14 protein-coding genes are annotated in these 14,630 nt (G+C 63.0%); 11 read left to right on the top strand and 3 right to left on the bottom strand.

The features are described from left to right. Window positions 1–99: 99 nt before the first annotated feature. Complete coding sequence (locus SJ05684_RS23025; RefSeq protein WP_095694354.1) at window positions 100–1,209, top strand: TRAP transporter small permease subunit; 1,110 nt, start codon at window positions 100–102, stop codon at window positions 1,207–1,209. Window positions 1,210–1,211: 2 nt separating this feature from the next. Continuing rightward, window positions 1,212–2,582 (top strand): TRAP transporter large permease, encoded by a 1,371-nt coding sequence (locus SJ05684_RS23020; protein WP_034857582.1) that lies wholly within the window; start codon window positions 1,212–1,214, stop codon window positions 2,580–2,582. Window positions 2,583–2,591: 9 nt separating this feature from the next. On the opposite strand, the gene SJ05684_RS23015 is transcribed toward SJ05684_RS23020, so the two are convergent. Beyond that, the gene (locus tag SJ05684_RS23015; RefSeq protein ID WP_095694353.1) at window positions 2,592–3,293 is read right to left on the bottom strand and encodes a GntR family transcriptional regulator; all 702 of its coding nucleotides are present in this window, start codon (window positions 3,291–3,293) and stop codon (window positions 2,592–2,594) included. Window positions 3,294–3,392: 99 nt separating this feature from the next. Here SJ05684_RS23015 and uxaC point away from each other — a divergent pair, with 99 nt between their 5' ends. The 9 genes from uxaC (at window position 3,393) to uxuA (ending at window position 12,246) form a co-directional block, all read left to right on the top strand. Next, complete coding sequence (gene uxaC / locus SJ05684_RS23010; protein ID WP_034857585.1) at window positions 3,393–4,799, top strand: glucuronate isomerase; 1,407 nt, start codon at window positions 3,393–3,395, stop codon at window positions 4,797–4,799. Window positions 4,800–4,831: 32 nt separating this feature from the next. Beyond that, window positions 4,832–5,821 (top strand): TRAP transporter substrate-binding protein, encoded by a 990-nt coding sequence (locus SJ05684_RS23005; protein ID WP_034857586.1) that lies wholly within the window; start codon window positions 4,832–4,834, stop codon window positions 5,819–5,821. A gap of 81 nt (window positions 5,822–5,902) precedes the next feature. Further along, window positions 5,903–6,424: a TRAP transporter small permease gene (locus SJ05684_RS23000; RefSeq protein WP_034857587.1), complete on the top strand. Its 522-nt coding sequence runs from the start codon at window positions 5,903–5,905 to the stop codon at window positions 6,422–6,424. 3 nt (window positions 6,425–6,427) lie between these two features. Further along, window positions 6,428–7,708, top strand: a complete 1,281-nt coding sequence (locus tag SJ05684_RS22995) for a TRAP transporter large permease (protein ID WP_095694352.1) — start codon at window positions 6,428–6,430, stop codon at window positions 7,706–7,708. A gap of 9 nt (window positions 7,709–7,717) precedes the next feature. After that, window positions 7,718–8,041: a cupin domain-containing protein gene (locus SJ05684_RS22990; protein WP_034857590.1), complete on the top strand. Its 324-nt coding sequence runs from the start codon at window positions 7,718–7,720 to the stop codon at window positions 8,039–8,041. Between the two features lie 16 nt (window positions 8,042–8,057). Further along, window positions 8,058–8,879 carry a 5-dehydro-4-deoxy-D-glucuronate isomerase gene (kduI, locus tag SJ05684_RS22985; protein ID WP_034857591.1) on the top strand — a complete coding sequence of 274 codons (822 nt, stop codon included), beginning with the start codon at window positions 8,058–8,060 and terminating at the stop codon, window positions 8,877–8,879. Further along, window positions 8,876–9,622 carry a 2-dehydro-3-deoxy-D-gluconate 5-dehydrogenase KduD gene (gene kduD, locus SJ05684_RS22980; RefSeq protein WP_034857593.1) on the top strand — a complete coding sequence of 249 codons (747 nt, stop codon included), beginning with the start codon at window positions 8,876–8,878 and terminating at the stop codon, window positions 9,620–9,622. Before kduI ends, kduD begins: the two co-directional genes overlap by 4 nt. Next, window positions 9,600–11,060: a mannitol dehydrogenase family protein gene (locus SJ05684_RS22975; protein WP_050980131.1), complete on the top strand. Its 1,461-nt coding sequence runs from the start codon at window positions 9,600–9,602 to the stop codon at window positions 11,058–11,060. The genes kduD and SJ05684_RS22975 overlap by 23 nt, the downstream gene beginning before the upstream one ends. Continuing rightward, window positions 11,053–12,246 (top strand): mannonate dehydratase, encoded by a 1,194-nt coding sequence (gene uxuA / locus SJ05684_RS22970; protein WP_034857594.1) that lies wholly within the window; start codon window positions 11,053–11,055, stop codon window positions 12,244–12,246. The genes SJ05684_RS22975 and uxuA overlap by 8 nt, the downstream gene beginning before the upstream one ends. Before the next feature lie 361 nt (window positions 12,247–12,607). On the opposite strand, the gene SJ05684_RS22960 is transcribed toward uxuA, so the two are convergent. Together SJ05684_RS22960 and hutU are read right to left on the bottom strand one after the other, a co-directional pair. Continuing rightward, on the bottom strand, window positions 12,608–12,769 hold the full coding sequence (locus SJ05684_RS22960; RefSeq protein ID WP_085939130.1) for a Thivi_2564 family membrane protein: 162 nt from the start codon (window positions 12,767–12,769) through the stop codon (window positions 12,608–12,610). 186 nt (window positions 12,770–12,955) lie between these two features. Continuing rightward, window positions 12,956–14,629 carry a urocanate hydratase gene (gene hutU / locus SJ05684_RS22955; RefSeq protein ID WP_034857597.1) on the bottom strand — a complete coding sequence of 558 codons (1,674 nt, stop codon included), beginning with the start codon at window positions 14,627–14,629 and terminating at the stop codon, window positions 12,956–12,958. Window position 14,630: the final 1 nt, after the last annotated feature.

Genomic DNA, 14,630 nt, shown 5'->3' with positions numbered 1-14,630 from the left:
CGTGAGGGAGGACAGCGCGCGCCGTCCCTCGTTTCGCTTCGAGGCTGATCTGCCCGCCCTTTTGGGCGGGTGCTCCCTGTTTTCCTATGGGGTCGTTTGATGCCGTCGCTCACGTTTGTCATGCCGCATTGGCTCTTTTGGGCGAGCCTCGTGGTCTTTCCGCTGATCGCGTCTTTCCTCGTCCATCGCGAGCGCGGGCGGAGGGAAGCCGGCCGGCCGAACCTGTTTCTCGCCTATCTCTTCCTGATCTCCGCCGGCTTTCTCGGCATGCACCGCTTCTATCTGCGAAGTGTGTGGGGACTCCTGTTCATTCCCGTCTTCCTGGCGGTGCTCTGGACGAGCGCCGAGGTGCGCGTGGAGCGCGAAGCGCTGTCGTTCGCCCGTTCCGAAGCGCAGCGGGCCGAGCGGCTGGTTACACGTGCAACGGCAGACCTCGCGAGAAACCAGGAGGGCGCCGCCGATCGGCTCGCCGAAGCCAATGCCGCTGCGCAAACCACACGCGCCGACCTGACGGCGGCCGTCGCCGGGCTCGAGCGTTCCAATCGCAACGCCCGGATCGCCGGAATTCTGCTCGGTCTTCTGCTTCTCGGCGATGCATTTCTGATGCCCGGTCTCGTGCGACGGAGGCGCGAGCGCGAGGCGGCCGCCCCGGCCACGGCGCCAGAACCTCTCATGGAAACCGCCGTGCCCGGATCGCGGGTCCGGCCGCCACTGCCGCTGCTTCGGCCGGTGGACCGGCTGGTGCAGGCAACGGGCGAACTCGTCGCCTATTGGTCTGTGCTCGCCGTCTTCGCCTATTATTACGAAGTGGTCGGCCGTTACGTCTTCAACTCGCCGACCAATTGGGTGCACGAGAGCATGTTTCTCATGTTCGGCATGCAATACATGCTCGCCGGAGCCTATGCCTATCGCGACGAGTCCCACGTCCGGGTCGATATCGTGTACAGCCGCCTTTCGGATCGCGGCCGGGCGATCTGCGACGTCATCACCTCGGCCTTTTTCTTCCTGTTCGTGGGGACGATGCTCGTAACCGGCTGGCGTTTCGCCAATGACGCGATGGCGGTCGGCGAACGGTCCTTCACCGAATGGGGCATCCAATATTGGCCGGTCAAGCTCGCCATCCCGGTCGGCGCGGCGCTTCTTCTGCTGCAAGGATTTTCCCGGCTGCTGCGCGACATCGCCACGGTGGTGGCGGGAAAGGTCGACTGACGATGGGCCTCGATCTTCCGATAGAATGGCTGAGCCTTCTGATGTTCGGGGGGCTCGGCGTGCTCTTGCTGCTCGGGCTGCCCATGGCCTTCTGCACCGGCAGCCTTGCGGTGCTCTTTCTCTGGCTGTTCGGCAATGCGGCGATGCTCAACATGCTGCCGTCGCGGGTCTTTCCCTTTATGACGGACTACCAGCTTTCCGCGGTGCCTCTGTTCATCTTCATGGCGGCGATCCTCCAAAAGGCCGGGATCATCGAGGAACTGTTCGAGGTCATCTACAAATGGCTGGGCGGCCTGAGGGGCGGGCTCGCCTCGGCGACGGTCATCTCTTGCACGCTGCTTGCGGCCATGGTCGGCGTGGTCGGGGCTGCCGAGGTGACCATGGGCATGATCGCCTTGCCGGCGATGCTGCGCCGCAATTACGATCCGAGGCTCGCCTGCGGAGCGTTGCTCGCCGGCGGCACGCTCGGCATTCTCATTCCGCCCTCCGTCATGGCGATCGTCTATGCGGTCGTTGCCCAGCAGTCGCTGGGAGAGCTGCTGATCGGCTCGGTCTTCCCGGGCTTGCTGCTATCGGGCATGTATGTCGCCTATGTGACGGTGCGCTGCTACATCAACCCCGCGCTGGGGCCGCCCGTGCCACCGGGCGAACGCGTCGGTTTCATGGAGAAGCTCCGGCTGCTTCGCGGCGCGCTGATGCCGATCCTGCTCATCATCACCGTTCTTGGTGTCATCTTCGTCGGCATCGCAACGCCCGTCGAGGCCGCCGGCATCGGCACCTTCGGCGCCTTCGTAGTCTGTGCAACGCATCGCCGGCTTACCTGGCAGACGATCCGGGACGCGGCGGTCACCACGTTGAAGGCGACCGCAATGGTGATGTGGATCTTCTTCGGCGCCACCATGTTCGTCGGTTTTTTCATCCTCAAGGGTGGGCAGACCTTCGTCACCGACACGATCCTCGGCACGGGCCTGCCGCCCTACGGCGTGCTGCTGCTGATGATGGTCATTCTCTTCGGGCTCGGCATGTTCCTCGATTGGGTCGGCATCCTGCTGCTGACGGTGCCGATCTTCCTGCCGATCCTGAGATCGCTGCAGTTCGAGGGCCTGTTCGGCTTTCCGGGCCTCGAACCCGCCGATGTGCCGCTCTGGTACGGAGTCATCTTCATGGTCAACATGCAAATGGCCTTCCTCAGTCCGCCCTTCGGCTATTCGCTGTTTTACCTGAAGAGCGTCGCGCCGCCCGACATCTCGATGGCGACGATTTTCCGGGCGGCCGCGCCCTTCATCGTTCTGCAGGCGATCGGCGTCGCCCTTTGCATCGTCTTTCCCTCGATCGTCCTCTGGCTGCCGAAGGTGGTCTATGCCGGCGGCTGAGCGAAACGATCAGCGCTCGTCATTTGCGAAGAACGAGGCGTGGCTCTCGCGGATGCGGCCGATGATGGACTTGATGCGCGACAGGTGGACGCGCATCGCCTCCGCGGCCTTGTCGCCATTGTGTTCGCGAAGTGCCGTCATGATCACCCTATGGTCGTCGAAGGCGCTTTGGGCGCCGAAGGAAAGGCTGAGATAGCGCACCCGGTCCATATGCGCCTTGCTGTCACGGATCAGTGCCCAGGCAAACTCATGTCCGGAAAGATCGCATATCTGCTTATGGAAGTTGTCGTCGAGCGAGTGGAACAGGACCTTGTCCCCGGCCGCGATCGCCGTCTCCTGCTCATCGAGCAGGGCGTCGAGCCGGTCGAGTTGCGCATCCGTCAGGCAGTCGGCGGCGGCACGGACGGTTTCCATCTCAAGCGCCGTGCGGATGAAGCGGGCCTGCATGACTTCCTTTTCGGAAATATGCGTGACGACCGTCGCCCGCTGCGGCCGGATCAGCAGAAATCCGAGCTGCGACAGCCGATAGAAGGCATCGCGTACCGGCTGCCGGGAAACGCCGAGCTGCTTGGCGACTTCGACCTCCGAAAGCTTCGTGCCCGGCGGCAGGTCCAGTTCGACCACCTGGTGATAAAGATGCTCGAAGACCTGTTCCGTCACCGATGGCGCGCGGCTCAGTTCGACTGCCCGGATCTGAACCTGATCGGCCATGAAACCTCCGTTGACTCATTCTGCATACTAACATATTAGATGACTAGCCGAATGCAATATGTCATCGCCGGATCGTAGCCGGCAAATGGTTGGGAGGCCATCGCATTGCTGAATGAGGATAGGCTCTTTCCGCTGGAATCTCGGTCGCGCGGTATCGCCCGGGCGCTCTACGATAAGGTTCGCCATCTCCCGATCGTCAGCCCCCATGGCCACACCGATCCGAAATGGTATGCGCTGAACGAGCCGTTTCCTGACCCCGCCCAGCTCTTCGTCACGCCGGACCACTACGTCTTCCGCATGCTCTGCTCGCAAGGCATTGCGCTCACCGACCTCGGCGTGCCGCGCGTCGACGGCGGGCCGACGGAAGAAGATGGCCGCAAGATCTGGCGGCTCTTCGCCCGGAACTATCATCTCTTCCGCGGGACGCCGAGCCGGCTCTGGCTCGACCATTCCTTCGAAGCAGTCTTCGGGCTCAGGGAGCGCCTTTCGGCAAAGACCGCCGACCATTTCTACGACCATATTTCGGAGTGCCTGGGGAAGCCGGAATTCAGGCCGCGCGCCCTCTTCGAGCGCTTCAACATCGAGGTGATCGCGACCACCGAAAGCGCGCTCGACGATCTTCGCTGGCACGATATGATTCGCCGCTCGGGCTGGAAGGGCCGTGTCGTAACCGCCTACCGCCCCGACAGCGTCGTCGATCCCGAGTTCGAGAATTTCCGCGAGAATATCGAGCGCTTCGGCGAGCTCGCAGGAACGGATGCGACCAGCTGGCACGGTTATCTCGAAGCCCATCGAATCCGGCGTGCATTCTTCAAGAACTATGGCGCGACGAGCTCCGACCACGGGCACGCGACCGCGCGCACGGAAAACCTGAGCGAGGCCGAAGCGGCGTCGCTGTTTGCGAAAGCGCTCGCGGGGCGCTGCAGTGCCGAGGAGGCTGATGCCTTCCGCGGTCACATGCTTACAGAAATGGCGCGCATGAGCCTTGAAGACGGGCTGGTCCTGCAGATCCATCCGGGTTCCTGGCGCAACCATTCCGTCGAGGTTCTGCGCCGGCACGGACGCGACAAGGGCTTCGACATTCCCACGCGCACGGACTACGTGCGGGCCCTGAAGCCCCTGCTCGACGCGGTCGGCATGCGGCCGGAACTCACCGTCATCGCCTTCACGCTCGACGAGACCAGCTACTCGCGCGAGCTTGCGCCGCTCGCCGGCGCCTATCCGGCGCTGAAGCTCGGTCCGGCCTGGTGGTTCTTCGACAGCGCCGAAGGCATGCGCCGCTACCGCGAACTCACGACCGAAACCGCCGGCTTCTACAACACCGTCGGCTTCAACGACGACACCCGCGCCTTCTGCTCGATCCCGGCGAGACACGACGTCGCCCGCCGGGTCGATTGCGCCTATCTCGCAACTCTGGTCGCCGACGGTCGGCTCGATGAGGACGAGGCGGGCGAGGTCGCCATCGACCTTGCCTATCGGCTTGCGAAACAAGCCTACCGGCTGTGAGAACAGCCGCATTCAAAAAGGGAGGAATTGAAATGACGTTTCTGAAGAAGATGAGCATGGCCCTGCTGGCATCCGCCGCATTGGCGCTTGCATCGGTTTCGGCTCAAGCCGCGGATCGAGTCCTGCGCTCGTCCGATACGCATCCGGACGGCTATCCGACCGTCGAAGCGGTCAAACACATGGGCAAATTGCTGGAGGAGAAGACTGGCGGCCGTCTCGGCGTCGAGGTCTTCCATTCCGCGCAGCTCGGCGAGGAAAAGGACACGATCGAACAGACGCAGTTCGGCGTGATCGACATGAATCGCGTCTCGCTCGGACCGTTCAACAACATCATCGAAGAGACTCAGGTCCCGTCGCTCCCCTATATCTTCCGCTCGGTCGAGCACATGCATAAGGTGATGGACGGGCCGATCGGCGAGGAAATTCTCGCAGCATTTGAAGCGCATGACTTGATCGGCCTTGCCTTCTACGACGGCGGTTCGCGCAGTTTCTACAATTCCCAGAAGCCCATCAAGTCCGTCGACGACCTCAAGGGCATGAAGTTCCGCGTGATGCAGTCGGACATGTTCGTCGACATGGTCGGCGCGCTAGGCGCCAATGCCACGCCCATGCCCTATGGCGAAGTGTACTCCTCGATCCAGACGGGCGTCATCGACGGGGCTGAAAACAACTGGCCCTCCTATGACAGCTCCGGCCATTTCGAAGTCGCCAAGCACTACACGCTCGACCAGCACCTGATCGTTCCGGAAGTGCTCGTCATGTCCAAGAAGACATGGGACAGCCTCTCGCCGGAAGACCAGGCTGCGGTGCGCGAAGCTGCCAAGGCCTCAGTGCCCTATATGCGCGAACTCTGGGCGGCGCAGGAGAAGAAGTCCGAGGAGAAGATCCGCGCGGCCGGCGTCGAGGTCGTCTCCGAGATCGACAAGGGGCCGTTCATCGAGGCGATGAAGCCGGTCTACGAGAAATACGTCAAGTCCGAGAAGCTGAAGGACATGGTGAAGCGCATCCAGGAAACGCAGTGAACTAAGATCGGATCGTTGACCGCCACTACTCCTCCGGCAGCCGGAAGGGGTAGGGCGGTCGCTATCCGAGGAGACATCGCCTTGCAAAACACTATGAAGAGCGTCGCGCGTGTCATGGGCACCCTCTCCGGGGCCGCGCTCTGGATCGCCGGCATCGGTCTCGTCCTGATGACCGTTTTCATCGCCGCCCAGGTCTTCTGGCGCTATCTCCTGAACGACAGCCTGACCTGGAGCGAGCCCGCCTCCGTGATGATCATGGGGTGGTTCATCTTTCTTGGTGCCGCAGTCGGCATCCGGGAAGGCTATCACCTCTCGTTCGACATCCTGCTCCATGTCCTGCCGCAACGGGGCAAGGAGATCCTGCACACGCTCTCGGATATCTTCGTGGCAGGCTTCGGCGGCGGCATGATCTTCTACGGCGCGCAACTGGCGATGAAGACGGCGGGCAATCAAATGCCGAGCCTCGGCATTTCCGGCGCCTTCGATTTCCTACCCATAGTGGCCGGCGGCGTGCTGGTCGTTCTCTTTTCCCTCGAGCGCATTGCCCGGCGCGCGGCAGGTCTTCACACCGCCCGCTTCGGCGAAGCGGAACAGGAGCACTGACTGATGGAACTCTGGATCCTGTTCGGCACCTTTACCTTTCTTCTGCTCATCGGCACGCCCGTCGCCTTTTGTCTCGGCGTATCCAGCTTCGCGACCGTGCTCTATCTCGGCCTGCCGCCGGTCGTCATTTTCCAGCGCTTGAATTCCGGCGTATCGGTCTTCGCGCTCATGGCGATCCCCTTTTTCATCTATGCCGGTGATCTGATGGTCCGTGGTGATATCGCACGCCGGCTCGTGGCGCTCGCCGGTTCGCTGGTCGGCCACCTTCGGGGAGGACTCGGCCAGGTGAACATTCTGGCGTCGGTCATGTTCGGCGGGGTGTCCGGCTCGGCCGCCGCCGATGCCTCCGCCGTCGGCGGCCTGATGGTGCCGCAGATGAAGGCGCGCGGCTACGGTGTCGACTACGCCGTCAACATAACGGTGGTCGGCTCGATCATCGCCCTGATGATCCCGCCGTCGCACAACATGATCATCTATTCGATCTCCGCCGGTGGGAGAATTTCCATCGCGGACCTGTTCACGGCGGGCATTATCCCGGGTCTCCTGCTGGCGCTCTGCCTGATGGTCGCCGCCTGGGTTGTCGCCAAACAGCGCGGCTATCCGACGGAAGCGTTCCCCGGCCTGCGGGCAATGGGACATTTGTTCGTCTCGGCCGTACCCGGTCTCATCCTAATCGCCATCATCTTCGGGGGCGTACGCTCGGGTGTCTTCACGGCATCGGAATCCTCCAATATCGCCGTCGTCTACGCGCTGCTCGTGACCCTGCTCGTCTATCGCACGTTGAGCTGGGAGGACTTCAAGGAGGCGACCTTCGCGGCGGTTCGCACGACGGCCATGGTATTGATGGTGATCGGCTGTGCGGCGTCCTTCGGCTGGCTTCTCGCCTACCTCAAAGTGCCGACGGCGATGGTTTCGCTGTTGCAGGGCGTCTCCGAGAACCCGCTCGTCATCCTCCTGCTGCTGAACATCGTCCTCCTGATCCTCGGCACCTTCATGGACATGTCGCCGCTGATCGTCATCACCACGCCGATCTTCCTGCCGGTCGCAACCGCCTTCGGCGTCGACCCGGTCCATTTCGGCGTGATCCTCATCCTGAACCTGGGCATAGGCCTCTGCACGCCGCCGGTCGGAGCCGTACTCTTCGTCGGCTGCGCCGTCGGGCGAATACCGATCTCGCAGGCGTTGCAAACCATATGGCCCTTCTATGGCGCCGCGGTCGCCGCGCTGCTGCTGGTCACCTATGTGCCGGCGCTCTCGCTCTGGCTGCCCTCGCTATTCCATTAGGAAACAACCATGACGGAACCGCTCGTTAGCACCTATCCACCGGTGGACGCCGGCAATGGCGTCACCCGTCGCGTCCTGTCCGAAAGCCCGGAGCTCATGGTCGTCGAGTTCCGGTTTGTAAAGGATGGGGTCGGCGCGCTTCACAACCATCCGCATGTACAGGCGACCTACGTGCAGTCGGGTCTGTTCGAATTCACGATCGGAGACGAGGTCGTCCTGGTCAGGCCCGGCGACAGTTTCGTTATCCCGTCCCTGACGATGCACGGCTGCCGCGCACTGGAGGAGGGCGTTCTGATCGATACCTTCACGCCGCGTCGCGATGACTTTCTTTGAGTAACAGGAGACAGATATGCTGAACGTCGAAATCCGCCATGCGATCGACCCGAAAACCGCCAAGGCCTTCGATACGAAAGCAATGCGCGAGCACTTTCACGTCGGCGGCATTTTCCGGGAAGGCGAGATCAATCTCATCTACACCCATTACGATCGCATGATCGTCGGCGGCGCGGTTCCGGCGGGCAAGCGCCTCGAGCTCGACCACGTCAAACCGTGCGGCACGGCCTCAATCCTCGACCGGCGCGAACTGGTCGTCGTCAATATCGGTGCCGAGGGCATCGTCACGGCCGGAACAGAATACAAGATGGCCAAGGGCGACATGCTCTATCTCGGCATGGGGTCCGGTTCGATCGAATTTTCCGGCGATGGCCGCTTCTATATCCTCTCCGCCCCTGCGCACCAGACCTATCCCTCGCGGCTCATCAAGATCGACGAGGCCGCCAGCATCTCGCTCGGCGCGCAGGAGACCTCGAACGAGCGCACCATCTATCAGTTCGTGCATCCCGAAGTGATGAAGTCCTGCCAGCTCGTCGTCGGCATGACCAAGCTGAAAAACGGTTCCGTCTGGAACACGATGCCCGCCCACGTCCATGACCGGCGCATGGAGGCCTATCTTTATTTCGATCTCGCCGACAACCAGCGTGTCTTCCACATGATGGGCGAGCCGGAGGAAACCCGCCATCTTGTGCTCAAGAACGAAGAGGGAGCAATCTCTCCGCCCTGGTCGATCCATTCGGGGGCGGGGACAGGCTCCTACACCTTCATCTGGGCAATGGCCGGCGACAATGTCGACTACAAGGACGTCGAAATGGTCTCCATGGAGACGCTGAAGTGAGCGACATCTTCTCCTTGCAAGGCAAACGCGCGCTCGTGACCGGCGCCAACACCGGCATTGGCCAGGCGATCGCCCTTTCCTTTGCCAAGGCCGGCGCGGAGGTGATCTGCGCCGGGCGGTCTTCCGTCGAGGAAACGCTGGATCTGATCGCCGAAGCCGGCGGTAGGGCTTCGGGCCTGCCTCTTGACCTTTCCGGCCCGGTCGCCGGGAACTCCGTCTTCGTCGAAAACGCCCCGGTCGACATTCTCGTCAACAATGCCGGCATTATCCGGCGGGCGGATTCGGTCGATTTCACCGAGGCCGACTGGGACGACGTCATGAACGTCAATCTGAAGGCGGTCTTTTTCCTCTGCCAGGCTTTTGCACGCACGGTCTTCCAGCGCGGTGGTGGGGGCAAGATCATCAATATCGCGTCGATGCTGTCGTTTCAGGGCGGCATTCGCGTTCCCTCCTACACCGCGTCGAAGAGCGGCGTTGCCGGACTGACGAAGCTGCTCGCCAATGAATGGGCGGCCAAGGGCATAAACGTCAACGCCATCGCTCCCGGCTATATCGCCACCAACAACACCGAGGCGCTGCGCGCCGACGAGGGCCGCAACAAGGCCATCCTAGACCGCATCCCCGCCGGCCGCTGGGGCGATCCCGACGACATCGGCGGCGCGGCGGTGTTCTTAGCTTCTCCGGCGGCGAAATACGTGCATGGCGCAATCCTCAACGTCGATGGAGGTTGGCTTGCCCGCTGATCATCCCCGTCTTCACGGTCCGGAAGTGCCGCGCGCCGGCACCGGAATCGTCCACCTCGGACTAGGCGCCTTCTATCGCGCCCATGGCGCCATCTATTTCGCGGAAGCCATGAAGGCGTCCGGCGGCGATTGGGGCATCGTCGGCGTCAGCCTGGTCCGGCCCGACCAGCGCGATCTGCTCCGTCCGCAGAACTTTGCCTATAGCGCGGTGGAACTCGGCCCGGACGGGGAGATGCCGCAGGTGATTTCGATCATCAATGACGTCCTCGTGGCGCCCGAGGACCCGCAGGCGGTTCTCGACGCCATGTCGGCGCCGACGACGCGAATCGTCACCTTGACGGTCACCGAGAAGGGCTATTGCCACGAGCCGTCGACGGGTCGTTTGAACCGGGACCATCCGGACATCCGCCATGATCTTGCGAATGCGAGCGCGCCGAAATCGACCATCGGCTTCCTGGTCCGGGCGCTGGAACGCCGGCGGGGCGAGGGAACGAGGCCGTTCACCGTGCTCTGCTGCGACAACCTGCCGGAAAACGGCCGCGTCGTGCGTGGCATCGTGCTCGAATTCGCCGGCTTGGTCGACGGGGGGCTCGCCGAATGGATTGCTGCCGAGGTCGCGTTCCCCTCGACCATGGTCGATCGCATCGTGCCGGCGACCAAGCCCGAGGATATCGAGCGGCTGGCCGGGCGGACCGGAGTGCTCGACCGGTCGCCGGTCATACACGAGCCGTTCCGCCAGTGGGTGGTGGAGGACAATTTCGTCGACGGCGTCCGGCCTGACCTCGGCGCTGTCGGCGTGGAACTGGTCGCCGACGTCACACCCTACGAGCACATGAAGCTGCGTTGCCTCAATGGCACGCACTCGTCTCTCGCCTACCTCGGCTATCTCGCCGGGCATGAGACGATCAGCGACACCGTCGCCGATCCGGTCTTTGCCGCCTTCGTCCGACATCTCTGGAACAGTGAGATCGTTCCGGTGCTCCAAGCCCCGCCGGGCGTCGACCTCGGCGCCTATACCAATTCGCTGTTCGAGCGATATGCCAACCCGGCCATCCGGCACCGCACCTGGCAGATCGCCATGGATGGCTCGCAGAAGCTGCCGCAGCGTATCCTCGGCACCGTTCTGGAAAACCTCACCGCGGGCCGCGTTCCCAAGGGCCTCATCCTCGCCATTGCCGCCTGGATGCGCTATGTCGGCGGCAGGGACGAAAAGGGCGAGCCGATCGACGTTCGCGACCCGCTCGCCACAGAGCTCAAGGCGCTGAGCGACAGCGCAGACAGCGCCGAGAAGACCGTCGAGGCCTTGCTCGGCGTCGGCAAGATATTCCCCTCCGAGCTTGCTGGGCACGCTGCTTTCCGAGAGGCGCTTATCGAAAGCCATAGGGGGCTCATTGAAAAGGGCGCCCGCGAAATGACGAAGGACGTCACGAATGCTTGAAAGCTGGCGCTGGTACGGTCCCTTTGACAAGATCAAGCTTGCCGAAATCGCCCAGACCGGCGCCTCCGGCATCGTGACCGCCTTGCACGAGATCCCCTATGGCGAGGTCTGGCCGGTGGAGACGATCCGCGCGCGGCAGGCCGAAATTGCAGGAAACGGGCTCGGGCTCCATTGGGCGGTGGTGGAAAGCCTGCCGGTCCACGAGAACATCAAGCGCGGTGAGGGCGATCTGACTGCGCTCTTTGCCAATTACCGCCAGTCGCTCGCCAATCTCGCGGCCTGCGGCATCCGGACCGTCTGCTACAATTTCATGCCGCTTCTCGACTGGACCCGGACCCGGCTCGACGCTCCGGTATCCCGCGGCGGCACCTGCCTGCGCTTCGAAGCCCATGAGATGGCCGCCTTCGAGGTTCACATGCTGAAGCGTGAAGGTGCGGAGGCCGACTATTCGCCGGAGGTTCTGGAAAAGGCGCGAAACTGGCACGACGCTTCCGACGAGAACGCCCGCCAAACGCTGCTTGCCAGCATCATGGCCGGCCTACCCGGCGCCTATGACCGCTACGATGTCGAGGGGCTGAGACAGGCGCTCGAGCATTACAAGGATATCGGCCGCGCCGAACTGCAAGCCAACTACGCCCGATTCCTCGCGGAGGTCGTCCCCGCTGCAGAAGAACTCGGCATGCGGCTCTGCGTCCATCCGGATGATCCGCCGCGCGACATTCTCGGTCTGCCGCGCATCGTCTCAAGCGAAGAGGATGTCGCCTGGATTCTCGCGCAGCAGCAGGCGAGGGCAAACGGCCTGACGCTCTGCTCGGGCTCGCTCGGCGCCAATCCGGCAAACGACGTTCCGGCGATCGCCGAGCGCTTTGCCGACCGCATCCACTTCGCGCATCTGCGCAACGTCCGCAAGGACCCGGACGGATCGTTCGAAGAGGCGGCGCATCTCGAGGGCGACACCGACATGGTCGCACTCGTCGCGGCGCTCATCCGCGAGGAGAACCGCCGGCGAGAGGAAGGCCGGCTCGACTGGAGCATTCCGTTCCGCCCCGACCACGGCCACGAATTGCTGAGTGACTCTGGACGCGGCACGCATCCGGGCTATCCCCTGATCGGCCGAATGCGGGGACTCGCGGAACTGCGCGGCATCGTCCGGGCGCTCACCCACGAGCGTATCCATTTCGCCTGAGAAAGCGCCGGGACTGGACGCATGCGGTAGATAGCAAAGAAGCGCTGTGGCAGGCTTCCTGCTACGTCAGTTCCCGGCGCGGCGAGCGCCTTGTCTAAAACATTGAGGATTTCCGCCGTCTCGCCCTCGATTTAGAGGCCATGCCGTTGCTCTTCCTGAAGTCCGGCTATCTTCCCCGGAACCGGCGCCGATTGCGAAGCCCAGCCTGATGGCGCTGAGGAATGGCGCCGTCAATCAGGACGTTGCGAGCCTTGCCTGCGAGCGCCGCCAACGTCCGATGTTCCCTGTTGATGCCGATTCCGCATTCGTTCCGGGCGCGGTTGTCGGCGCGGTGGTGCCGGTGCTGATTTCGGCCGGCTCATCAGAATACGGCGAGATATCTCATTAGCGAGAGGATGCCGATGATGATCACGATAACCTGGACGATCTGCTTCGTGCGGCCGTCCAGCGGCAGCCGGTTGACGAGGTAAAGCACCAGGACGACGACGAGAAACGTAATCAGAATGCTGATCAATACGGACATCTTACCCCCGCTTCCATGGATGAATGCCTTGCGGCCACAAGGCTTTAACTATGGAGCGAATGTCGAAAGGGAAGATCTTCCCGCAACAATTGCATTGAGCAGGGCTCGCCAGAGTTGGAACGACCGGCGTTTCCGCCGGTCGTTCTGCCAGGCTATCGAGAAGGAGACCACTGCGGGGGCCTCCCGTCAGTTCCCGAGAATGGCGGGCAGGCGCAGCCCCTGTTCCTCGGCGCAGTCCACCGCAATGTCGTAGCCCGCATCGGCGTGGCGCATGACGCCGGTCGCCGGATCGTTCCAGAGTACCCGCGCGATGCGGCGGTCCGCATCCTCGCTGCCGTCGCAGCAGATCACCATGCCGGAATGCTGCGAGAAGCCCATCCCGACGCCGCCGCCATGGTGCAGCGACACCCAGGTGGCGCCGGAAGCGGTGTTGAGCAGCGCGTTGAGCAGAGGCCAGTCGGACACCGCATCGGATCCATCCTTCATCGCTTCCGTCTCGCGGTTCGGCGATGCCACCGAGCCGGAATCAAGGTGGTCGCGGCCGATGACGATAGGCGCCTTCAACTCGCCCGTTCGTACCATCTCATTGAATGCGAGGCCGAGGCGATGACGCTCGCCAAGGCCAACCCAGCAGATGCGTGCCGGAAGGCCCTGAAAGGCGATGCGTTCGCGCGCCATGTCGAGCCAATTGTGCAGGTGCCTATTGTCCGGCAGCAGTTCTTTCACCTTCCGGTCAGTCTTGTAGATGTCTTCCGGATCGCCGGAAAGGGCGGCCCAGCGGAACGGTCCGATACCCTTGCAGAAGAGTGGGCGAATATAGGCGGGCACGAAGCCGGGGAAGTCGAAGGCACGCGCCAGGCCCTCGTCCTTCGCGACCTGGCGGATGTTGTTGCCGTAGTCGAGCGTCGGGATGCCCACGTCCCAGAAGGCGAGCATGGCTTCGACATGCTCGCGCATCGATGCGCGGGCTGCCCTCTCGACCTCTTTCGGATCGCTTTCGCGCTTGGCCTTCCATTCGGCCATCGTCCAGCCCTTGGGCAGATAGCCGTTGATCGGATCGTGCGCCGAGGTCTGGTCGGTGACGATATCGGGGCGAATGCCGCGGCGGACCATTTCCGGGAGAATTTCCGAAGCGTTGCCGAGCAGCCCGACGGACTTTGCCTCGCCTGCCTCTGTCCAGCGCTCGATCATCGCCATCGCGTCCTCGAGCGTCTCCGCCTTCTCGTCGAGATAACGGGTGCGCAGGCGGAAATCGATCGAGTCCGGATTGCACTCGACCGCAAGGCATGAGGCGCCGGCCATGACAGCCGCGAGCGGCTGCGCGCCGCCCATGCCGCCGAGGCCGCCAGTCAGGATCCATTTGCCCTTGAGATTGCCGCCATAATGCTTGCGGCCTGCCTCGGCGAAGGTCTCGTAGGTGCCCTGCACGATGCCTTGCGTGCCGATGTAGATCCAGGAGCCGGCCGTCATCTGGCCGTACATGGCAAGGCCCTTCTTATCCAGTTCGTTGAAATGGTCCCAGGTCGCCCAGTGCGGCACGAGGTTGGAATTGGCAATCAGCACACGCGGCGCATCCTTATGGGTGCGGAAAACGCCGACAGGCTTGCCGGACTGGACGAGCAGGGTCTCGTCCTCGTTCAGGTCCTTGAGTGTCGCGACAATGCGGTCGAAATCGGCCCAGGTCCGGGCCGCGCGACCGATGCCGCCATAGACGACGAGTTCGTGCGGGTTTTCGGCAACCTCCGGGTCGAGATTGTTCATCAGCATCCGGAGCGGCGCTTCCGTCAGCCAGCTCTTGGCATTGAGCTCGGTTCCGCGCGGGCTGCGCACCTCGCGGATATTGTGGCGCGGATTGTTCATG

The organism is Sinorhizobium sojae CCBAU 05684, from assembly GCF_002288525.1.
GTDB classification, from domain to species: domain Bacteria; phylum Pseudomonadota; class Alphaproteobacteria; order Rhizobiales; family Rhizobiaceae; genus Sinorhizobium; species Sinorhizobium sojae.
Note: the sequence above shows the minus strand (reverse complement) of the source record. Positions and strands in the feature narration are given on the sequence as shown.